Origin of the sequence: Streptomyces pristinaespiralis (genome assembly GCF_001278075.1) — a bacterium.
In the GTDB taxonomy this organism is placed as follows: domain Bacteria; phylum Actinomycetota; class Actinomycetes; order Streptomycetales; family Streptomycetaceae; genus Streptomyces; species Streptomyces pristinaespiralis.
In genome coordinates, this window is the sequence record NZ_CP011340.1 from 1,812,889 (window position 1) to 1,831,167 (window position 18,279).

The following is an 18,279-nucleotide window of genomic DNA, read 5'->3' on the forward strand; positions in this document are numbered from 1 at the left end:
CTTCCTTCTTCTGTGGGCGGCGAGGTGGGCACGGCAGGACCCTAGGAGGATTTGAGTGCCACAGCCGGGCGGCTGCGGGTGCCGAGATGGTGGAAGAACAGGTTGAGCAGGACCGCGGCGAGCGCTCCGGCGCTGATGCCGGAGCCGAGCACGGTCTGCGCCCACGCCGGGAACTGGGCGTAGAAGGTCGGCGCGGCGAGCGGGATGATGCCCGCGCCGAGCGCGACGGCCACCAGGATGATGTTGGAGCTGTCGTCGAGGCCGGCCTCGGAGAGGGTGCGGATGCCGCTGACGGCGATCGAGCCGAACAGGACGATTCCCGCACCGCCGAGGACGGGCATCGGGACGAGTGAGACGACGGCGCCGAGGACCGGGAAGGCACCGAGGACCAGCAGGGTGCCGCCGGCGACGGCGACGACGTAGCGACTGCGGACCCGGGTGAGGGTCACGACGCCCACGTTCTGGGCGAACGCGGAGGTGGGGAAGCCGCCGAAGACAGGGCCGAGGAGCGTCGCGATGCCGTCGGTGCGCAGTCCGCGGGTGATCGTCCTGCCGTCGCTGCGGCGGTCGCAGATCTCACCGAGGGCGAGCATCCCGGCGCTGGACTCGGTCATCAGGACGAGCATCACGATGCACAGGGACAGGATCGCGGCGGGCTGGAACTCGGGGGCGCCGAAGGCGAAGGGGCTCGGCAGCGCGGCGACCGGTGCCTCCCGCAGGGCGGAGAAGTCGGCCATGCCGAAGGGGATCGCGGCGAGCGTTCCGATGAACAGACCGAGCAGCAGCGCCACTTGCCTGAGGAAGCCGCGGCCGAAGCGCTGGAGGACCAGGATGACGGCGAGGGTGAAGGCAGCCAGCGCCAGGTACTTCATGGCGCCGAAGTCGGCGGCGCCGGCGTCGCCTCCCTGCGCCCAGGTGACGGGCACGGGCATCAGGGTGACACCGATGAGGGTGATGACCACGCCGGTGACCAGCGGCGGGAAGAAGCGCAGCAGCCGTCCGAAGAAGGGCCCGACGGCGAGGCAGAAGACACCGGCGACCATCACCGCGCCGTAGATGGCGGGGAGTTGGCGGCCGGGGGCACTGGTCTCCGCGATGGCGAGCATGGGTGCGATGCCGGCGGAGGAGGCGGCGTTGACGAACGGGAGCCGGTTCCCGGCGAAGTTCGCGACACCGATGGTCTGGAGGACGGTGGCGAGACCCGCGATCAGCAGGCTCGCCGCGATCAGCCGGGTCATGCCGGCGGCGTCGAGGCCGACCGCCTGGCCGATGATCAGCGGAGGGGTGACCACGCCCGCGTACATGGCGGCGATGTGCTGGAGCGCGGCGGGAACGAGCCGCGCGAGGGGGAGCTTCTCGTCCACGGGATGGACGGGCGGTGCGGTGCCGGGGCCCTGTGCCGCTTGCGCCGGCTCCGTTGCAGGCTGTGCCATGGTTCTTCCCTCCGGTCCGGCCGGCCCCCGCCCGGCTGCGGGCGGGCGGGGGCGGGTCGGTCCCGCGTCAGAGGTTGGTCATGTCGACCGGGATCTTCGGCTCGACGCCGTCCCGCAGGATGGTGGCCTCGATCAGGCCGTACGGGCGGTCCGCCGCGAAGTAGACAGCGCCTTCGGCGGTATCGTTCTTCAGTCCGAACGGCTCGAGGTCCACCAGGAAGTGGTGCTTGTTCGGGAGCGAGAAGCGGATCTCGTCTATCTCGCTGCGGCTGTTGATGATGCGCGAACCCATTTGGTAAAGGGTCTGCTGGAGCGACAGCGAGTACGTCTCCGCGAAGGCCTCGAGCATGTGCTTCTTGGCCTGGTCGTAGGACTTGTCCCAGTTGGGCATCCGGGCCTCGTCCGAGGTCCAGTTGTAGCGCCACTGGGCGGCGACCTGGGTGGCGAGGATGCGGTCGTACGCCTCTTTGAGGGTGGTGTACCGGTCCTTGACGTAGCCCCAGAACTCGGAGTTGGTCGAGTTCATCACGGTCAGGTCCTTCAGGCCGGAGACGACCTCCCACTGCTCACCGTCGTAGGTGATCTGTGTGGTCCGGGTCTCCTGGCCCTTGCGGACGAAGGAGTGCTTGACCTCGTCGGCGCCGATGAACCGCGAGTTGCCGTCGGAGGTCTCGATGCGCTCCCAGGCGTACTCCTCGATGCGGATGCGCGCCCGGTGGATCGGCTCCTGGCTCGTCACGAAGTGCCGGGCGAGGTGGATGCCGAACTGCTCCGCCGACTCGATGCCGTACTCCTTGGCGAACGCGTACACCGTGTTCTTGGTGGTGTCGGTCGGCAGGACGTTGGCGTTCGAGCCGGAGTAGTGCACGTCGTCCATGTCGCCGGACAGGGCGACGGAGACGTTCAGGTCCTTGATGTGGTGGGTGTCGCCGTCCCGCGTGATCTTGACGACTCGGTTCTCTGCTTTGCCGTACTGGTTCTGGCCGAGAATCGTGGGCATGTCTGCTAGCTCCCTCGGTAAACGGAGTAGCCGAACGGGTTGAGCAGCAGCGGTACGTGGTAGTGCTCGCCCGGTACGACGGCGAACGTGATCGCCACCTCCGGGAAGAACACACCGGCCGCACCGCTGTCCCGATTCGCGGGGGCGTCCTGCTGCGCATCGGCTTGCTTGTTCTCGAAGTACGCCTCGGTCTCGAAGTCGAGACGTACGTGTGTCGTTCCTTCCGGCAGCGCCGGCAGGTCCTTGCAGCGCCCGTCCGCGTCGGTCTTCGATGCGCCGAGCGCCACCCACCGCGCCCCCGCGCCGCTACGGGACGACAGCGAGATGGCGACGCCCTCTGCGGGGCGTCCCACGCTGGTGTCCAGGATGTGTGTGGACACCGATGCGGTGGTTTCCGTGCTCATGCTTCTTCCTGCTCTACGAGACGGGTCAGACGGATGCGGTTGATCTTGCCCAGCTCGGCGCGGACGATCTCCCGCTCCTGCTCGGGCGAGTTCTCGATCCGTGTCCGTACGGCGTCCCGCATCTGCTCACCGGTGCGGCCGGTGGCGCAGATCAGGAAGACATGGCCGAACTTGTCCTGGTAGGCCAGGTTCAGTTCGAGCATCTCCGCCTTGAGCGCTTCGGACGCGCCTGCCATCCCGCTCTGTTCGCGGGAGGACGTGGGGTCCCCCGGCTTCGGCCGGCCGATCGGGGGGTGGCCGGCCATCGCCTCGGCCAGGTCCTCCGCGGTCAGTTCCGCCATGGCGGCGTCACTGGCCTCGAAAAGGTCCTGGGTGGTGGCGTACGGTCGCTGGGCGAGCAGTTTGCTCCCCCACGCCGAACTGGCGCACACCTCGTGCAGTGCGGCCAGGGCCGCACTGTCCTCGGAGGCGTTGAACCGGGCAAGGCCCGGATTCGGAAGTGAAGTCACGGGAGCCTCCGTGGCTTGTTCATCGCGGTGCGTTGGACGGGCTGCGGATAGCTAACGCCCTTCGGCAACGCGACGTCAACACTTTGTTGAAAACTTGGGGTTACAAATACGGCGCCCCGGCGGCGGGCCCGCTCCGGCACCCACCCCGTCCGCCCCGACCGGCCCAGGAGCCTCGCGTCGAGCCTTACACCGTTGCAGCAGCACACCGGGGCGGGCGCGCCCGACAGAACCTAATGTCGGAAATGTCCTCAGCCGATCGGAGCACCCCCTCCGGTCGCACATAACGCCGACAACGATGTCAAAATCGCCAGGAGCATGCCCATGAAAAGCGTTCGCCGCTTCGCCGCCTGCACGGCAGCAAGCGCCCTCCTCGGCCTGGGCACGATCGCCCTCGCCACGCCGGCGCAGGCCGGCACCGTACCGGCACGGACCGTGGCGGCCGACCCCGCCGGTGACATCACGGGAGTCGTCAACGACCTCCTCGGGAGCCTGCTCGGCACGGTCAACGGGACCCTCGGCACCGTGACCGGCCTCCTGAACGGCCTCCTCGGCGGCCTCACGGGGCTCGGCGGCGGCGGCCTCCCTGCGGCCGGCCTGCCCACCGGGGACCTCCCCTCGACCAGTGAGCTTCCGGCGACCGGCGAGGCTCCGGCGACCGGGGAGCTCCCCGCGGCGGGTGAGCTTCCGGCGACCGGCGAGGCTCCGGCGACCGGAGAGCTTCCCGCGGCGGGCGAGCTTCCGGCGATCCAGCTTCCGGCGGCCGGAGAGCTCCCGGCCGTCGGCACCGTCCCCGGCCTGGCCGACCTCCCGGGGCTCGTGGATCTGCCCGCGCTCGGCGAACTGCCGGCGACCGGTGAGGCCCCGGCGGCAGACCTGCCCGCCGCCGACCTGCCGGCCGCGCAGCCGCCGGCCACCGACGAACTCCCCGTGGCCGCCGATGCCACCGGCGCGGCCGGAGCCTCCTGACGGAGTGACCCCGGAACGCCGCGGCGCCGCCCTCGCCTGCTGGTCGAGGGCGGCGCCGCCGTGTGCCGGGCCGGACCTTGTGGAAGGCCGGCGGACCGGCGTCAGCCGTCCGAAGGGCTCTTCTCGCGGTTCAGGTAGTTGTAGACGGTGAAGCGGCTGACGCCGAGCGCGCCGGCCACCGTCTCCACACCGTGGCGGACGGAGAAGGCGCCGCGCGCCTCCAGCGTCCTGACGATCGACTGCTTGGTCCTGCGGTCGAGTTCCGCGAGCGGCCGGCCGTGCTGCCGCTCCAGGGCCGCGAGGATGTGGTCCAGCGAGTCCGCGAGCTGCGGAAGGCGCACCGCGAGGACCTCCTCGCCCTCCCAGCTGAGCACGACGTCGTCCGCCGCGGCCTCGCCGGGCTCGATCAACACCCCGCCCATGGCGTCGACGAGGGGCTTCACCGCTTGGGCGAGCGCGTGGTCCAGCGCCGTCATCCCTGGCCCTCCACCACGTTGACCTGGAGGGAGACCCGGGTCGCGCCGTTCTCCAGCGCCTTGCGCAGCAACGCGTCGACGGCGCCGAGCACCTGCTCCGCACCGCCCTCCGCGGTGTTGCCGAACGGTCCGACGTCCACCGCGTCCAGATCCGCGTCCTGCACGACCTCGCGCACCGCCACGGCGTGCGGCGGTGGCTCGTCCAGGTCGAACGGCTCCGTCGTGAACTCCACTCTCAGTCGCACCATGCCTCCACGTTAGGGCCTGTCCCGTAGGCCTTGACCCGCTCCCCCTTCACCGGCACCGGCCGGAACACGCGTCGCGGCGCGACGGACCGGCGGCGGTCCCGCGTAGAGCAGACGACGAGAGCCACGCCGGTCCCGGTTCCGTCCGGACCGGTGGCACAGGGAGGGGTCTGCATCATGACAGGACGCGTAGGCAGAGGTGTCAAGGCGACGGCCGCCGCCGCGATGGCGGTCGCGGCGCTCACCGCCTCGCAAGGGCCCGGGACCGCCGTCCCGGCCGGGCAGCGGCAGCCGGCGCCGCTGCCGACGGGAGGAACCGTCTCCGGCGGCAGCGCCTACCGCACCGAGCTGCCGCCGCTGCGCACGCCGGGGCCGGCGGACGTCCGGGCCCCGGGGGTTCCCGCCGCACCGGAGGCCGGAGCGCTGCCCGCGACGGTGTTCGCCGCCTACCGGGCCGCGGAGTCCGCACTCGCCCGCAGCGCCCCGGGCTGCGGCCTGCGGCTGCAACTGCTCGCCGCGATCGGCCAGGTCGAGTCCGGGCAGGCGCGCGGCGGACGTGTCCTCGCCGACGGCACGTCGCTGACGCCGATCCTCGGCCCGCGGCTGGACGGCAACGGCTTCGCGCTCATCAGGGACAGTGACGGCGGGGCGTACGACGGGGACACGGTGTACGACCGTGCCGTGGGGCCCATGCAGTTCATCCCCTCCACCTGGGCGCACTGGGGCGCCGACGGCAACGGCGACGGCCGCGCCGACCCGGGGAACATCTTCGACGCGGCGCTGGCGGCCGGACGGTACCTGTGCGCGGGCGGGCGGGACCTGTCCAAGAGGGCGGACCTCGAACGCGCGATCCTCGGCTACAACCACTCCGCGGCGTACCTGCGGACCGTGCTGGCCTGGTACGCGTACTACCTCGGCGGCCACCGGGTGGTGCCGGACGACCGCGCCCCGTCCGGCGCGCCGTCCCCGTCCGCGCCGGACGCTCCAAAACCGCGGCGCACCACCGGACAGAGCCCAGCGGCGGCCCCGACGCCCACGCCGTCACCGGCCCCGTCCCGGCCGGCCGCCGCGCCTTCCTCCACACCCTCCCCGCGCCCGAGCAGCACTGTCCCGGCCGGCGGCGACGAACCGGCGGAGCCGTCGCTGCCGCTCCCCGACGTGCGGGTGCCCGGCGACGGCCTGCTGCCGGGCGGCCCCGGCGGACTGACCAGCAACGGTACGGACTCGATGGACGCAGGCCCCTCCACAACTCCGGATACCGGGCGGTAATGTCGCCACCCGCCGGGCAGGGACGCGACCGGCGGTGTGAGCGAAGGGGCCGTCATGGCTACGGACATGCAGCCCGACCGGCCCGACGGGCCGGGCCGGGAGTCGAGGGAACGCTGGCAGCGTGCCTGGAGCCACCGGGAGGACCTGCTCAAGGTGGCCCGCCGCCGGTCGGTGAGTGCCGAGGACGCCGAGGACGCCGTGCACGAGGCGATGCTGCGCGCGGCGGAGCACCCGGACCTCGACGACGAACGGCTGGGCGCCTGGCTGACGACGGTGACCATGCGGCTGTGCGTGGACCGCCACCGCCAGGTCCACCGGGAGGCGCAGGTCCGCAGCAGCCCGAGGCTGCACCCGCCGGGGCCGGTCCCCGTCGAGGAGGCGGTCTGCGACCGGGCGGAGGCGAACTGGCTCGCCGTACGCAGCTCGGAGCTGCCCGCCCGGCAGGCCGAGGCCCTCTGGCTGAAGGCGGAGGACCTCGACGTCGGTCAGGTGGCCTCGAAGATGGGCCTCAGCTACCGGACCGTCGAGTCCCTGCTGGCACGCGCCCGCCGCACCCTGCGCAACTCGCTGGCGGCGACGCTCGGGCTGGTGCTGTGGCTGTGCGGCCGGGGCAGGCCGCACGGCGGGGGCAACGCCCAGGCGGTGGCGCTCGCCTCGACGGCGGTGACGCTCGCGGTCGCCGGCCTGGTCCTGCCGTACGTCCATGACGGCGACACCCCCCGGCCGCGCCCCGCGCCGCCGGCCGTGACGGAGGCGGCCGGGTCCGGCGCGCCGGAGCCCGGCGCTACGGGTGCGCCGGGGAACGCCGCCCCGTCGCCCCCCGGGACCCGGGCCGCGACGGACGGTGCCCGCCCGGCCGGAGAGCGTGGTCTGCCGCTGCCGGAGCTCCCCCGCGTGCCGCTGCCGGCGCTGCCCCTGTCGACGCCGCCGGTGTCGGGGCTGCCGGTGCCGCAGGCGGAGGATCTGGTGCCTTCGCTGCCACCGGTGCCGTCGGCGTCGGTTCCGGCCGTGCCGTCTTCGGTTCCGGCCGGGCCGACCCCCTCGGCGTCGGTCCCGACCGTGCCGGTCCCCTCGGCACCGGTCCCGACCGTGCCGGTCCCGCCGGCACAGCCGTAGCCGCTGCGCGGGGCTGTTCCCCCACCCCGCCCCTTCCCGAAACCAGGGGCTCCGCCCCCGGACCCCCGCGCCTCGATCTCCCCCTGCGGCCCGGCGGCCGTGGGTCGGGGCATCTCCCACGCCGCCGGGCGCAGGGGGAGTGCCCCCGGCGCGGCTGATTTCGCGGAGCGAAATCCAGCCCGCCCGGGGGTACCTCCCACGGCCGCCGGGCCGTAGGGGGATCGAGGGCACGGCCGAAGGCCCGTACGGCGGCCCGGGGCCTGCCCCGCCCCTTCCCGCACCGGGGCCTGCCCCGGTGCGGGAAGGGGCAGGGTGGGGACAAGCCCGCCGCAGGCGTCACCCGCACCCGCCCCGGCACCCCCGCGAAACCCCGCCGAAAAAAACTTCGCCCCGTCGCGACGGACGCCCCTCCCCTCCCCGTAGAGCAGTTGTCGGACCGCTCCACGGCTGAAGGGTGTACCGGATGGGTGTCGAGATCTGCGTGGAAGGACTCACCAAGTCCTTCGGGCGCCAGGTCATCTGGCAGGACGTCTCCCTGACGCTGCCCGCCGGGGAGGTCTCCGTCATGCTGGGGCCCTCCGGGACCGGCAAGTCGGTGTTCCTGAAGACGCTTGTGGGGCTGCTGCGGCCCGAGCGTGGGTCGATCCGGATCGCCGGGCAGGACATCACCACGCTGCGCGAGCACGAGCTCTACGAGGTCCGGAAGCTGTTCGGTGTGCTGTTCCAGGACGGCGCGCTGTTCGGTTCGATGAACCTGTACGACAACATCGCCTTCCCGCTTCGCGAGCACACCCGCAAGCCGGAGGGCGAGATCCGCCGGATCGTGCTCGAGAAGATGGACATGGTCGGCCTGATAGGCGCCGAGGACAAACTGCCCGGCGAGATATCCGGCGGTATGCGCAAGCGGGCCGGACTCGCGCGGGCCCTGGTGCTCGACCCGGAGATCATCCTGTTCGACGAGCCGGACTCGGGTCTCGACCCGGTGCGCGTGGCGTATCTCAACCAGCTGATCGTCGATCTCAACGCGCAGATCGACGCCACGTTCCTCATCGTCACGCACGACATCGCCTCCGCCCGCCAGGTCCCGGACAACATCGGGCTGCTGTTCCGCCGCGAGCTGGTGATGTTCGGCCCGCGGGAGCAGTTGCTGACCAGCGACGAGCCCGTGGTGCGGCAGTTCCTGGGCGGCCGGATGCAGGGGCCGATCGGCATGGCGGAGGAGAAGGACGCCGCCCAGGTCGAGCAGGAGCTCGCAGAGCTCGGTGAGACGGCGGACGCCGCCGTGCCGGACGTCCTCGAGCTGACACCGCGGCTGCTGCCCACCGAGGGCATCGAACGCCCGCCCCGCTGGGCGGAGATCGCCGAGCGTGAAGCGCTGCGGCGACTGCGGGCCTCGGTGCGCGGAAAGGCGGGCGGCGCATGAGCCTGTCACCCGTCGGGGCGCTGCGGCAGTCGGGCAGCCTGTTCGCCATGGGCCTGGACGTGCTGCGCACGATCCCCAAGCGGCCCTTCCAGGTGCGGGAGTTCATCCAGCAGGCGTGGTTCGTCGCGAGTGTGACGATCCTGCCGACGGCGCTGGTGTCGATCCCGTTCGGAGCGGTGATCGCGTTGCAGATCGGCAGTCTGACGCGGCAGCTCGGCGCGCAGTCGTTCTCGGGTGCGGCGTCGGTCCTCGCGGTGCTGCGGGAGGCGTCGCCGATCGTGACCGCGCTGCTGATCGCCGGCGCGGGCGGCACGGCGATCTGCGCGGATCTCGGAGCGCGGAAGATCCGCGAGGAGATCGACGCGATGCGGGTGCTGGGCATCGACCCGATCCACCGGCTGGTCGTCCCGCGGGTGCTGGCCACGATGCTGGTGGCGGTGCTGCTCAACGGACTCGTCTCGGTGGTCGGGGTGGCGGGCGGCTACTTCTTCAACGTGGTGCTGCAGAACGGCACCCCGGGCGCCTACCTCGCCTCGTTCACCACGCTCGCCCAGCTCTCCGACCTGTGGGCGGCGGAGTTGAAGGCCCTGGTGTTCGGGGCGATCGCCGCGATCGTCGCCTCGTACAAGGGACTGACCGCCAAGGGCGGCCCGAAGGGGGTCGGCGACGCGGTGAACCAGTCGGTGGTCATCACCTTCATGTTGCTGTTCGTGACGAACTTCGTGATGACCGCCGTGTACTTCCAGATCGTTCCGCAGAGGGGCTGAGCGATGCCGCTGATGAATCGTGTGCTGCCGCCGCAGCTCGAGGAGCTGGGCAGGCAGCTGGTCTTCTACGGCCGGTCACTGGCCTGGACCGGCCGGACGCTGCGCCGCTACAAGAAGGAGACCCTGCGGCTGCTCGCCGAGGTGAGCTTCGGGCGCGGCGCGCTCGCCGTCGTCGGCGGGACCGTCGGGGTGATCGCGTTCCTGTCGTTCTTCACCGGCACCGAGGTCGGACTCCAGGGCTACGCGGCCCTCAACCAGCTCGGCACGTCGAACTTCGTGGCGTTCCTGTCCGCGTACTTCAACACCCGGGAGATCGCGCCGCTGGTGGCGGGCCTGGCGCTGTCCGCCACGGTCGGCGCCGGGTTCACCGCGCAGCTGGGCGCCATGCGGATCAGCGAGGAGACCGACGCGCTGGAGGTGATGGGCGTCCCGTCGCTGCCGTTCCTGGTGACGACGCGGATGATCGCCGGTTTCGTCGCGGTGATCCCGCTGTACGTGGTGGGGCTGCTGTCCTCGTACTTCGCGGCCCGCACGATCACCACCGGCTACTACGGGCAGTCGGCCGGCACCTACGACCACTACTTCCAGCAGTACCTGCCGCCGGTCGACGTCCTGTGGTCCTTCGGCAAGGTGATCGTCTTCGCTGTCGTGATCATCCTGGTGCACTGCTACTACGGCTACTACGCGAGCGGCGGGCCCGCCGGTGTCGGGGTCGCCGTGGGCCGCGCCGTGCGGACCTCGATCGTGGCGATCAACATTCTCGACTTCTTCCTCAGCCTGGCGATCTGGGGCGCCAACACGACCGTACGGATAGCGGGGTAGGGGCCGATGAGCATGCAAGGAAGCGCCGCGGCGCACGCCGGCCGGCTGCGGCTGTACGGGCTGGTGTTCCTCGCCGTCATCGCGCTGCTGCTGTCGCTCTCCGTGGCCACGTACCAGCATTTGTTCACCTCGGTCGTGCGCATCACGCTGGAGGCGGACACGCTGGGCAACCAGCTCGACCCGCGGGCCGACGTCAAGCTGCGCGGACTGCTCGTCGGTGAGGTGCGCGACGTGCGGGCCGACGGGGAGAAGGCGACGCTCGACATCGCGCTGAAGCCGGAGCACGTCTCGCGCATCCCGGCCGATGTGCACGCCCGGCTGCTGCCGAAGACGCTGTTCGGCGAGAAGTTCGTCGACCTGGTGGTGCCGAGCGGGCCCTCCGGCCGGCACATCCGGGCCGGTGACGTCATCACCCAGGACCGCACCCGGGCCGGCATCGAGGTGCAGCACCTGATGAACGACCTGCTCCCGCTGCTGCGCACCGTGCGGCCGGCCGATCTCAACGCCACGCTGCACGCGTTCTCCACCGCGCTCGAGGGGCGCGGGGACCGCATCGGCGACAACCTCGTGCGACTGGAACGCTATCTGAGCGAGCTCAACCCCCACATGCCCTCCCTTCAGGAGGACATCTCCCGCTTCGCCGACGTGGCGGAGGTCTACGGCGACGCGGCGCCGGACCTGATGAACATCCTGCGCGACTCCGTCACCACGAGCCGCACGATCGTGGAGAAGCGCGAGCAGCTGGCCGCCGCCCTGACGGGGACGGCCGAGGTCGCCGGTACGGCGGAGAAGTTCTTCGACGCCAACGGCGAGCGGCTGATCACCCTGGGCCGGGTCTCCCGACCGACCCTCGGCCTCTTCGCCCGCTACTCGCCCGAGTACCCGTGTCTCCTGGCCGGCCTCGAGCGCCAGAGCAGGGAGTCGGAGAAGGCGTTCAGGGGCGGCGAGATGCGCATCACCCTCGAATTCGTCCACCCGCGACCCGCGTACGAACCCGGTGAGGAACCGCGCTATGCCGAGCGCTCCGGCCCCGACTGCAGAAGCATCCCCAACCCTTCCGTGCCGTCGGGACACACCAAGCTCGACGACGGGACGAAGGAGGTCTCCGCAGGAGGGCCGCCCGGGGCCGGCCCGGTCTCCGCGACGGCGGCCGAGCAGCGGGCCGTCGGCTCGCTGGTCGCGCCGGTCCTCGGTGTCCCCGCCGACCGGGTGCCCGCGGTGGCGACGCTGCTGTTCGGGCCCATGGCGCGCGGGACGGCGGTGAGTGTGGCATGAAGGCCTCACGAGCCACCGCGACGGCGGCACCGCTGGTCAAGTTCCTTCTCTTCGCCGCGGTGACGATCCTGGCGACGACGCTGCTCGCGGCGACGATCGTCAACGTCTCCTTCACCCCCGAGCACACCTACCGTGCGGTGTTCAGCGATGTCACCAGCCTGGAGGAGGGCGACGACATCCGCGTCGCCGGGGTGCGGGTCGGCGAGGTCCAGGCCATCCGCATCAAGGACCGGACGCTGGCGGAGGTCACCTTCTCCGTCACCCGCGACCGGCCGCTGCTGACCAGCACCGGTGCGGTCATCCGCTACCGCAGCCTGGTCGGACAGCGCTATGTGGCGCTCACCGAGGGCGCGGGCGACGGGACGAGGCTGCGGCCCGGCGGCACGATCCCGCTGGCCCGGACGCAGCCGGCGCTCGACCTGAACGCGCTGCTCGGCGGCTTCAAGCCGCTGTTCGCGGCGCTCAGCCCGAAGGACGTCAACCAGCTCGCCACCGAGATCATCAAGACGCTGCAGGGCGAGGGCGGAACGGTCAACAGCCTCCTCGCGCACACCGCCTCCCTGACCACGACCCTCGCCGACCGGGACGAGCTGATCGGGTCTGTGATCGACAACCTCAACACCACGCTGCAGACCCTCGACAAGCGCGGCGCCCGGTTCTCCGGGCTGCTCAAGCAGCTGCAGAGGCTGATCTCGGGACTGTCCGCCGACCGCAAGCCGATCGGCTCCTCGCTGGAGAACATCGGCTCGCTCACCGAGGCGACCTCCGGGCTCCTCGAGGAGGCCCGGCCCCCGCTGAAGGGCGACATCGCCGAACTGAGGGACCTCACCAAGACGCTGAACGACAACGAGAAGACCGTGGAGGGCGTGCTGAAGCGGCTGCCGAACAAGCTCAACAAGCTGACGGGGACCGCCTCGTACGGTTCCTGGTTCAACTTCTACCTCTGTGACTTCGACGGCCGGATCGTGCTGCCGAGGACCCGAGAGGTCATCACTCCGGAGCTGCACGTGGCACGGGCGAGGTGCGGCGGATGACGACACGGCTCCTGCCCAGGCTCGGCCCGTTCCGCGACAGGAACCCGGTGGTGATCGGCGCGGTCGGCCTCACCACGCTGGCCCTGCTGGCGACGGCCGCGTTCAACGCCGACGACCTGCCGGTCATCGGCAGCGGCGACACCTACAGCGCCGCGTTCTCGGAGGCCGGCGGGCTCAAGCCGGGCGACGAGGTACGCATCGCGGGGGTCAAGGTCGGCAAGGTCGACGAGGTCGACCTCGACGGCAGCCATGTGAAGGTCGTCTTCCGCGTCAAGGGGGACCCGAAGTTCGGCACGAGGACCGGGGCGGCCATCCGGATCAAGACGATCCTGGGCGCCAAGTACCTGGCCCTGCAGCCGAAGGGGTCCGGACAGCTGCGGCCCGGCAGCGAGATCCCGCTGGAGCGCACCACCCCCGCGTACGACGTCGTCCAGGCCTTCAGCGATCTGACGACCACCAGCGAGAAGGTCGACACCGAGCAGCTGGCGAAGGCCCTGGACACCATCTCCACGACCTTCGAGGACTCGCCGGAGGAGGTACGCGCCTCCATCAAGGGTCTGTCGGCGATCTCGAAGACCGTGGCCTCGCGTGACGAGGACCTGCGCGAGCTGCTGAAGCACGCGGACTCGGTCACCAGGATCCTCGCGGAACGCTCCGGTGAGTTCACCACCCTGGTGAAGGACGGCGATGCCCTGTTCAAGGAGATCTCGCGGCGCCGGGCGGCCATCCACGCGCTGCTCAAGAGCTCGGCAGCGCTGGGCATCCAGCTCTCCGGCCTCGTCGCGGACAACGAGAAGGAGATCGGCCCGGCGCTCGCGGGGCTGAACCAGGTGGTGCGGATGCTGGAGCGCAATCAGGCGAGCCTCGACCGCAGCGTCGCGTTGCTCGCCCCCTATGTACGGGTCTTCACCAACACCCTCGGCAACGGCCGCTGGTTCGACAGCTACATCCAGAACATGGTCGCCGCTCCGGTGGTTCCCCGGACAGGAGGATCGCGATGAAGGCCCGCATCCGCTTCGATCCGAAGGGCCGCACGGCCCGGCTGACGGCCGCCGCCGTCGTCGGCGTAATGCTGGTCTGCGCCGCCGTCGTGCTGTGGCCGCGCGAAGAACCGGTCCGCGTCACCGCGTACTTCCCGCGCACGGTGGGCATCTACCCGGGCTCCGACGTGCGGGTGCTCGGCGTACGCGTCGGCGAGGTCACCGAGATCGTCCCCGAGGGCGGCCGGGTGCGCGTGGAACTCGAGTACGAGCCCGGGCGCAAGGTCCCGGCGGACGCCCAGGCCGCCATCATCAACTCGTCGGTGGTCAGCGACCGTTACGTCCAGATGCTGCCGGTGTACCGGGGCGGGCCCGTGATGCGCGACGGCGCGGTGATCCCTCAGAGCCGCACGGCCGTGCCGGTGGAGCTGGACCGGGTCTTCGACAGCCTGCACACGACGGCCGAGGCGCTCGGTCCGAAGGGCGCCAACAAGGACGGCTCGCTCTCACGGCTGCTGGGGGTGAGCGCCGGCAATCTCGACGGCCAGGGCGAACAGATGCACCGGACGGTCGAGGACCTGTCCCTCGCTGTCACCACGCTGTCCGACGGCCGCCAGGACCTGTTCGGCACCGTACGCAACCTTCAGGTGTTCACCGCGGCGCTCGCCGCCGACGACAAGAGCGTGCGGTCGTTCAACGACTCCCTCGCCGCGGTCGCGGACCAGCTCGCCGGTGAGCGCAAGGACCTCGCGGCGGCCCTCAAGCATCTGGGAGTCGCACTCGGCGACGTCTCGAGGTTCGTGAAGAACAACAAGAAGGCGCTGACCGAGGACGTGAAGGGGCTCAGCAAGGTCACCAAGGTGCTGGTCACCCAGCGGGCGGCGCTGGCGGAGCTGCTGGAGGTCGCGCCCACGGGCCTGTCGAACCTCCAGAACGCCTACAACCCCTCGTCCGGCACCCTCGACACCCGCAACAACCCCGACCATCCGCAGGACCCGGCGGCGCTGCTGTGCTCGCTGCTGAAGACCACCGGCGACGCCGGGGGCGAGAACCCCGACTGCGCGGAGCTGGACAAGCTGTTCGACTCGCTGCCCGAGGTGCCGGCCTCCGGCCCCGTGTCGGGCACCGGCCAGGTCGACCGGACGCTCGGCGGAATCCTGGAGGCACGCGCATGAGCGCACCCCGCAGGCGCAGGGCCGTGGCCCTGGTGACGGCCATGGGCTCGGTGCTGCTCACCGGCTGCGACTTCAACGGTCTGTACGACGTGAACCTGCCCGGCGGCGCGGCCGCCGACGGCAACGCCTACCACGTGACGGCCGATTTCAGGGACGTCCTCGACCTGGTCCCGCAGTCGGCGGTGAAGGTCAACAACGTCACCGTGGGCGCGGTCGAGAAGGTGGAACTGGTCGGCTGGCACGCCCGAGTGCGGCTGCGCATCGCGGACGACGTGAAGCTGCCCGGCAACGCCGTCGCCGAGCTGCGGCAGACCAGCATGCTCGGGGAGAAATACGTGGCCCTGTCCCCGCCGGTGGGCGTCGAGGCCAGTGGGCGGCTCACCGACGGCGCGCGCATCCCACTGTCGCGCACCGGGCGCAACCCCGAGATCGAGGAGGTGCTCTCCGCACTCTCCGCGCTGCTGAACGGCGGCGGTGTGGCGCAGCTCAAGACGATCACCGTGGAGCTGAACAAGGCGCTGGAGGGCCGGGAGAACCGGGTCAAGGAGCTGCTGGGCGAGCTGGACACGTTCATCGGCGGGCTCGACAAGCAGCGCAAGGAGATCGTCCGGGCGCTGCGGGGCATCGACCGGCTGGCGAAGCGGCTGGCCTCGGAGAAGAAGACGATCGCTCAGGCCGTGGACACGGTGCCCGGCGCGCTGAAGGTCCTGGCCGACCAGCGCAGCAACCTGACGGCGATGCTGACCTCGCTCTCGGAGCTGGGGAAGACGGGCACCAAGGTCATCAACACCTCCCGCGCGGACACGGTGGCCAACCTCAAGAGCCTGCAGCCCATCCTGCAGCAGCTGAACAAAGCAGGCAGCGATCTCCCCAACTCGCTGGAGCTCCTGACGACCTATCCGTTCCCCCGGAACGTGACCGGCGCCATCAAGGGCGACTACGTCAACCTCAAGATCACCGCGGACCTGGACCTGGCGAGCGTCTACGGCAACCTCGCGGAGGAGCCGAAGAAGCCCGGCACCCCGCAGGAGCCCGGGCTCCCCGAGCCTCCCGGCACGCCCGACCTGCCCGGGGTGCCCGGCCTGCCCGAGGCGCCCCTGCCGACCGCGCCTCCCGAGGTTCCCGGCGCGCCCGCACCGGGCGCTCCCCCGCCCCCCGACGGCGACGGCCCGCTGTGTCCGCCGGTGTGCACCGGCAGCCAGGTCTCCTACGGGGACACGGCAGGTGACGGACGCCGGCTGCCCACGGGGATCGACCTGTCGCTCGCCGAGCTGATGCTGAAGGGGATGCAGCCGTGATCACACGTACGGTCAGGGCCCAGCTGGTCGCCTTCGCCGCGGTCACCGCCGTGGGGTGCTCGTACGTCGGCGCCCGCTACACCGGCCTGGTGGACGGCCTGCTGGACCGCGGGTACACGGTGCGGGCCGACTTCGCCGACTCCGGCGGAATCTTCCAGGGCGCCGAGGTCACCTACCGCGGCGTCCCGGTGGGCCGGGTCGGTGAGCTGCGGCTCGCCGGCACGGACGGTGTCTCGGTGGCGCTGGACATCGAGGACGGGACCCGGATACCGGCGGACACGCTGGCCGTGGTGGCCAACCGTTCCGCGGTCGGCGAGCAGTACGTCGACCTCCAGCCGCGCCGCGCCGACGGCCCGTACCTGGACGAGGGCAGCGAGATCCCGCGCGCCGACACCAGGGTCCCGCTGCCCACGACGTCGCTCGTCCTCAGCCTGGACCGCCTGGTCAACTCGGTCGGCAAGGACGATCTGCGGGTCACGGTCGACGAACTCGGCAAGGCGTTCGCCGGCACCGGTCCGCATCTGAGCAGGCTGGTGGACTCCGGGAACCTGCTGGTCGAGTCGGCCTCCGAGAACCTTCCGGAGACGACCGCGCTCATCGAGGACTCGAGGGTGGTGCTGAAGACCCAGAGCGACAAGGGGTCGGCGATCAAGTCGTTCTCGGACGACCTGGCCGCGCTGACCGCCGAACTGAAGGCCCGCGACGGCGACCTGAGGCGGCTGGTCGGCAACACCGCCCCGGCGGCGCAGGAGGTCGACTCGCTGCTGAAGGCCAACGAGACGCATCTGCCGGTGCTGCTCTCCAACCTGATCAGCGGCGGCCAGGTCACCGTGGCCCGTCTGCCCGGGGTGGAGCAGGCGCTGGTGACGTTCCCGGTGATCGTCGCCGGCAGCTACACGGTGATCCCCGGCGACGGCACCACCCACTTCGGCATGGTCGTGAACGCCGACGACCCGCCGCCGTGCCGCCAGGGTTACGGCACCCAGCGGCGCGACCCGGCGGACACCTCGGAGCGGCCCGCCAACACGCGGGCACGCTGCACCGAGCCGCGCGGCAGCGAGACCTCGGTGCGCGGCGCCCAGAACGCGCCCGGCCCTTCCTCGGGTTCCGGCGGCGCACGGCAGGCGGCGCACGTCACCCCGTACGACCCGGAGACCGGCACCCTCGCGGGGCCGGGCGGCACGCTCCTCGAGATCGGCTCGACGGGCGGAGAACAGAGCACGTTCGGAAAGGACTCGTGGCAATGGCTGCTCGTGGGACCGATGGCATGAGCGCGGACGACGCACGCGAGGACACCGCGCCCGCGGAGAGCGCCCTCAGGGACACGGCCGCGGCGGACACCGCGCCGGTGGACGGCGCACCGGACGGCGCTGCGCCCGAGCGCGCGGCACGCGACGACGGCGCGGCGGAGGACGTCGCGGACAAGGGCAGCGCGGCGCCCGAGGGCACGTCCGAGGAAGGCGCCCCCAGGGGCGCCGCGGGCGAGGACGACGCCCCGGGAGGAGGGAGGCGGCGGGCCGGGCTCGGGGCGGCGCTGCGGCGGATCGGCGGAAGGACGGCCGAGGCAGCGCGGCGCGGCAGGGCACTGCCGGCCACGCTCGCCGTGGCGACCGTAGCGGTCACGGCGCTCAGCGGCTGGCTCTGCGCCGAGGTGTACGAGCAGCGCGCGCAGACGCAGCGGCACCAGGACATCCTGGCAGCCGCCCGCCAGTCGGCGCTGAACTTCACGTCGCTGGACTACCGGCACTACGACCGTGACAGCAAGAACGTGCTGAAGGGCGCGACCGGTGACTTCAAGGAGCAGTTCGCCGCGCAGACCGGCGAGTTGACCAAGCTGGTCGCCGCCAACAGGTCCGTCTCGGAGGGGCAGGTGCTCGAGGCGGGCATAGCGCGGGCCGACGATCGTTCGGCACGGGTGCTGGTCGTCGCCGACAGCAAGGTGACGAACAAGGCCGCGCCCGAGGGACAGTCCCGTACCTACCGGCTGCAGCTCGACCTCGTGCTCGAGAAGGGCCGCTGGCTGACGTCCCATGTCGAGTTCGTCGGCTGACCCGGCGGGCGGCACGCCCGAGAGCACACCCGTACCA

At 71.5% G+C, this 18,279-nt stretch carries 19 protein-coding genes; 13 read left to right on the forward strand and 6 right to left on the reverse strand.

What is annotated here, in order from left to right; translation table 11 throughout:
- Positions 1 to 41 precede the first annotated feature (41 nt).
- The 4 genes from SPRI_RS07575 to uraD form a co-directional block, all read right to left on the reverse strand.
- A complete protein-coding gene (locus tag SPRI_RS07575) occupies positions 42 to 1,433 on the reverse strand; it encodes a nucleobase:cation symporter-2 family protein (protein WP_005310071.1) in 1,392 nt (463 codons plus the stop codon).
- A 67-nt stretch (positions 1,434 to 1,500) separates the two neighbouring features.
- Entirely contained in the window at positions 1,501 to 2,433 is a 933-nt protein-coding gene (gene pucL, locus SPRI_RS07580; protein ID WP_005310075.1) for a factor-independent urate hydroxylase, read from the reverse strand.
- Between the two features lie 5 nt (positions 2,434 to 2,438).
- On the reverse strand, positions 2,439 to 2,837 hold the full coding sequence (uraH, locus tag SPRI_RS07585; protein ID WP_005310076.1) for a hydroxyisourate hydrolase: 399 nt from the start codon (positions 2,835 to 2,837) through the stop codon (positions 2,439 to 2,441).
- A complete protein-coding gene (uraD, locus tag SPRI_RS07590) occupies positions 2,834 to 3,346 on the reverse strand; it encodes a 2-oxo-4-hydroxy-4-carboxy-5-ureidoimidazoline decarboxylase (protein ID WP_005310078.1) in 513 nt (170 codons plus the stop codon). Before uraD ends, uraH begins: the two co-directional genes overlap by 4 nt.
- A 321-nt stretch (positions 3,347 to 3,667) precedes the next feature.
- Here uraD and SPRI_RS07595 point away from each other — a divergent pair, with 321 nt between their 5' ends.
- Positions 3,668 to 4,312, forward strand: a complete 645-nt coding sequence (locus SPRI_RS07595) for a hypothetical protein (RefSeq protein ID WP_050791435.1) — start codon at positions 3,668 to 3,670, stop codon at positions 4,310 to 4,312.
- A 101-nt stretch (positions 4,313 to 4,413) separates the two neighbouring features.
- Here the strand turns inward: SPRI_RS07595 and SPRI_RS07600 are convergent, their stop codons facing one another.
- Positions 4,414 to 4,788, reverse strand: coding sequence for a helix-turn-helix domain-containing protein (locus SPRI_RS07600; protein ID WP_005310085.1), 375 nt, complete (start codon positions 4,786 to 4,788; stop codon positions 4,414 to 4,416).
- Positions 4,785 to 5,033: a hypothetical protein gene (locus tag SPRI_RS07605; protein ID WP_037776100.1), complete on the reverse strand. Its 249-nt coding sequence runs from the start codon at positions 5,031 to 5,033 to the stop codon at positions 4,785 to 4,787. Before SPRI_RS07605 ends, SPRI_RS07600 begins: the two co-directional genes overlap by 4 nt.
- Positions 5,034 to 5,210: 177 nt before the next feature.
- Here SPRI_RS07605 and SPRI_RS07610 point away from each other — a divergent pair, with 177 nt between their 5' ends.
- From SPRI_RS07610 to SPRI_RS39845, 12 genes are all read left to right on the forward strand, one after another.
- Positions 5,211 to 6,302 (forward strand): lytic transglycosylase domain-containing protein, encoded by a 1,092-nt coding sequence (locus SPRI_RS07610; protein WP_053556786.1) that lies wholly within the window; start codon positions 5,211 to 5,213, stop codon positions 6,300 to 6,302.
- 54 nt (positions 6,303 to 6,356) lie between these two features.
- On the forward strand, positions 6,357 to 7,418 hold the full coding sequence (locus tag SPRI_RS07615; protein ID WP_053556787.1) for an RNA polymerase sigma factor: 1,062 nt from the start codon (positions 6,357 to 6,359) through the stop codon (positions 7,416 to 7,418).
- 463 nt (positions 7,419 to 7,881) lie between these two features.
- Entirely contained in the window at positions 7,882 to 8,841 is a 960-nt protein-coding gene (locus tag SPRI_RS07620) for an ABC transporter ATP-binding protein (RefSeq protein ID WP_037773390.1), read from the forward strand.
- Entirely contained in the window at positions 8,838 to 9,608 is a 771-nt protein-coding gene (locus SPRI_RS07625) for an MlaE family ABC transporter permease (RefSeq protein ID WP_005310097.1), read from the forward strand. Before SPRI_RS07620 ends, SPRI_RS07625 begins: the two co-directional genes overlap by 4 nt.
- A gap of 3 nt (positions 9,609 to 9,611) precedes the next feature.
- Positions 9,612 to 10,430 (forward strand): MlaE family ABC transporter permease, encoded by an 819-nt coding sequence (locus tag SPRI_RS07630; protein WP_005310099.1) that lies wholly within the window; start codon positions 9,612 to 9,614, stop codon positions 10,428 to 10,430.
- A gap of 6 nt (positions 10,431 to 10,436) precedes the next feature.
- Entirely contained in the window at positions 10,437 to 11,705 is a 1,269-nt protein-coding gene (locus SPRI_RS07635; protein ID WP_005310101.1) for an MCE family protein, read from the forward strand.
- Positions 11,702 to 12,739 carry an MCE family protein gene (locus tag SPRI_RS07640; protein WP_005310103.1) on the forward strand — a complete coding sequence of 346 codons (1,038 nt, stop codon included), beginning with the start codon at positions 11,702 to 11,704 and terminating at the stop codon, positions 12,737 to 12,739. The genes SPRI_RS07635 and SPRI_RS07640 overlap by 4 nt, the downstream gene beginning before the upstream one ends.
- Positions 12,736 to 13,740: an MCE family protein gene (locus tag SPRI_RS07645; protein ID WP_037773392.1), complete on the forward strand. Its 1,005-nt coding sequence runs from the start codon at positions 12,736 to 12,738 to the stop codon at positions 13,738 to 13,740. Before SPRI_RS07640 ends, SPRI_RS07645 begins: the two co-directional genes overlap by 4 nt.
- Entirely contained in the window at positions 13,737 to 14,894 is a 1,158-nt protein-coding gene (locus tag SPRI_RS07650) for an MCE family protein (RefSeq protein ID WP_005310107.1), read from the forward strand. Before SPRI_RS07645 ends, SPRI_RS07650 begins: the two co-directional genes overlap by 4 nt.
- The gene (locus tag SPRI_RS07655) at positions 14,891 to 16,192 is read left to right on the forward strand and encodes an MCE family protein (RefSeq protein WP_050791436.1); all 1,302 of its coding nucleotides are present in this window, start codon (positions 14,891 to 14,893) and stop codon (positions 16,190 to 16,192) included. Before SPRI_RS07650 ends, SPRI_RS07655 begins: the two co-directional genes overlap by 4 nt.
- The gene (locus SPRI_RS07660; RefSeq protein WP_005310111.1) at positions 16,189 to 17,463 is read left to right on the forward strand and encodes an MCE family protein; all 1,275 of its coding nucleotides are present in this window, start codon (positions 16,189 to 16,191) and stop codon (positions 17,461 to 17,463) included. Before SPRI_RS07655 ends, SPRI_RS07660 begins: the two co-directional genes overlap by 4 nt.
- Positions 17,460 to 18,242 carry a hypothetical protein gene (locus SPRI_RS39845; RefSeq protein WP_310650514.1) on the forward strand — a complete coding sequence of 261 codons (783 nt, stop codon included), beginning with the start codon at positions 17,460 to 17,462 and terminating at the stop codon, positions 18,240 to 18,242. Before SPRI_RS07660 ends, SPRI_RS39845 begins: the two co-directional genes overlap by 4 nt.
- Positions 18,243 to 18,279: the final 37 nt, after the last annotated feature.

Bases quoted from the DNA above. Each gene is read 5' to 3' on its own strand.
- SPRI_RS07575 (WP_005310071.1), bottom strand. From the start codon at position 1,433: ATGGCACAGCCTGCAACGGAGCCGGCGCAAGCGGCACAGGGCCCCGGC.
- pucL (WP_005310075.1), bottom strand. From the start codon at position 2,433: ATGCCCACGATTCTCGGCCAGAACCAGTACGGCAAAGCAGAGAACCGA.
- uraH (WP_005310076.1), bottom strand. From the start codon at position 2,837: ATGAGCACGGAAACCACCGCATCGGTGTCCACACACATCCTGGACACC.
- SPRI_RS07595 (WP_050791435.1), top strand. From the start codon at position 3,668: ATGAAAAGCGTTCGCCGCTTCGCCGCCTGCACGGCAGCAAGCGCCCTC.
- SPRI_RS07600 (WP_005310085.1), bottom strand. From the start codon at position 4,788: ATGACGGCGCTGGACCACGCGCTCGCCCAAGCGGTGAAGCCCCTCGTC.
- SPRI_RS07610 (WP_053556786.1), top strand. From the start codon at position 5,211: ATGACAGGACGCGTAGGCAGAGGTGTCAAGGCGACGGCCGCCGCCGCG.
- SPRI_RS07615 (WP_053556787.1), top strand. From the start codon at position 6,357: ATGGCTACGGACATGCAGCCCGACCGGCCCGACGGGCCGGGCCGGGAG.
- SPRI_RS07620 (WP_037773390.1), top strand. From the start codon at position 7,882: ATGGGTGTCGAGATCTGCGTGGAAGGACTCACCAAGTCCTTCGGGCGC.
- SPRI_RS07625 (WP_005310097.1), top strand. From the start codon at position 8,838: ATGAGCCTGTCACCCGTCGGGGCGCTGCGGCAGTCGGGCAGCCTGTTC.
- SPRI_RS07630 (WP_005310099.1), top strand. From the start codon at position 9,612: ATGCCGCTGATGAATCGTGTGCTGCCGCCGCAGCTCGAGGAGCTGGGC.
- SPRI_RS07635 (WP_005310101.1), top strand. From the start codon at position 10,437: ATGAGCATGCAAGGAAGCGCCGCGGCGCACGCCGGCCGGCTGCGGCTG.
- SPRI_RS07640 (WP_005310103.1), top strand. From the start codon at position 11,702: ATGAAGGCCTCACGAGCCACCGCGACGGCGGCACCGCTGGTCAAGTTC.
- SPRI_RS07645 (WP_037773392.1), top strand. From the start codon at position 12,736: ATGACGACACGGCTCCTGCCCAGGCTCGGCCCGTTCCGCGACAGGAAC.
- SPRI_RS07650 (WP_005310107.1), top strand. From the start codon at position 13,737: ATGAAGGCCCGCATCCGCTTCGATCCGAAGGGCCGCACGGCCCGGCTG.
- SPRI_RS07655 (WP_050791436.1), top strand. From the start codon at position 14,891: ATGAGCGCACCCCGCAGGCGCAGGGCCGTGGCCCTGGTGACGGCCATG.
- SPRI_RS39845 (WP_310650514.1), top strand. From the start codon at position 17,460: ATGAGCGCGGACGACGCACGCGAGGACACCGCGCCCGCGGAGAGCGCC.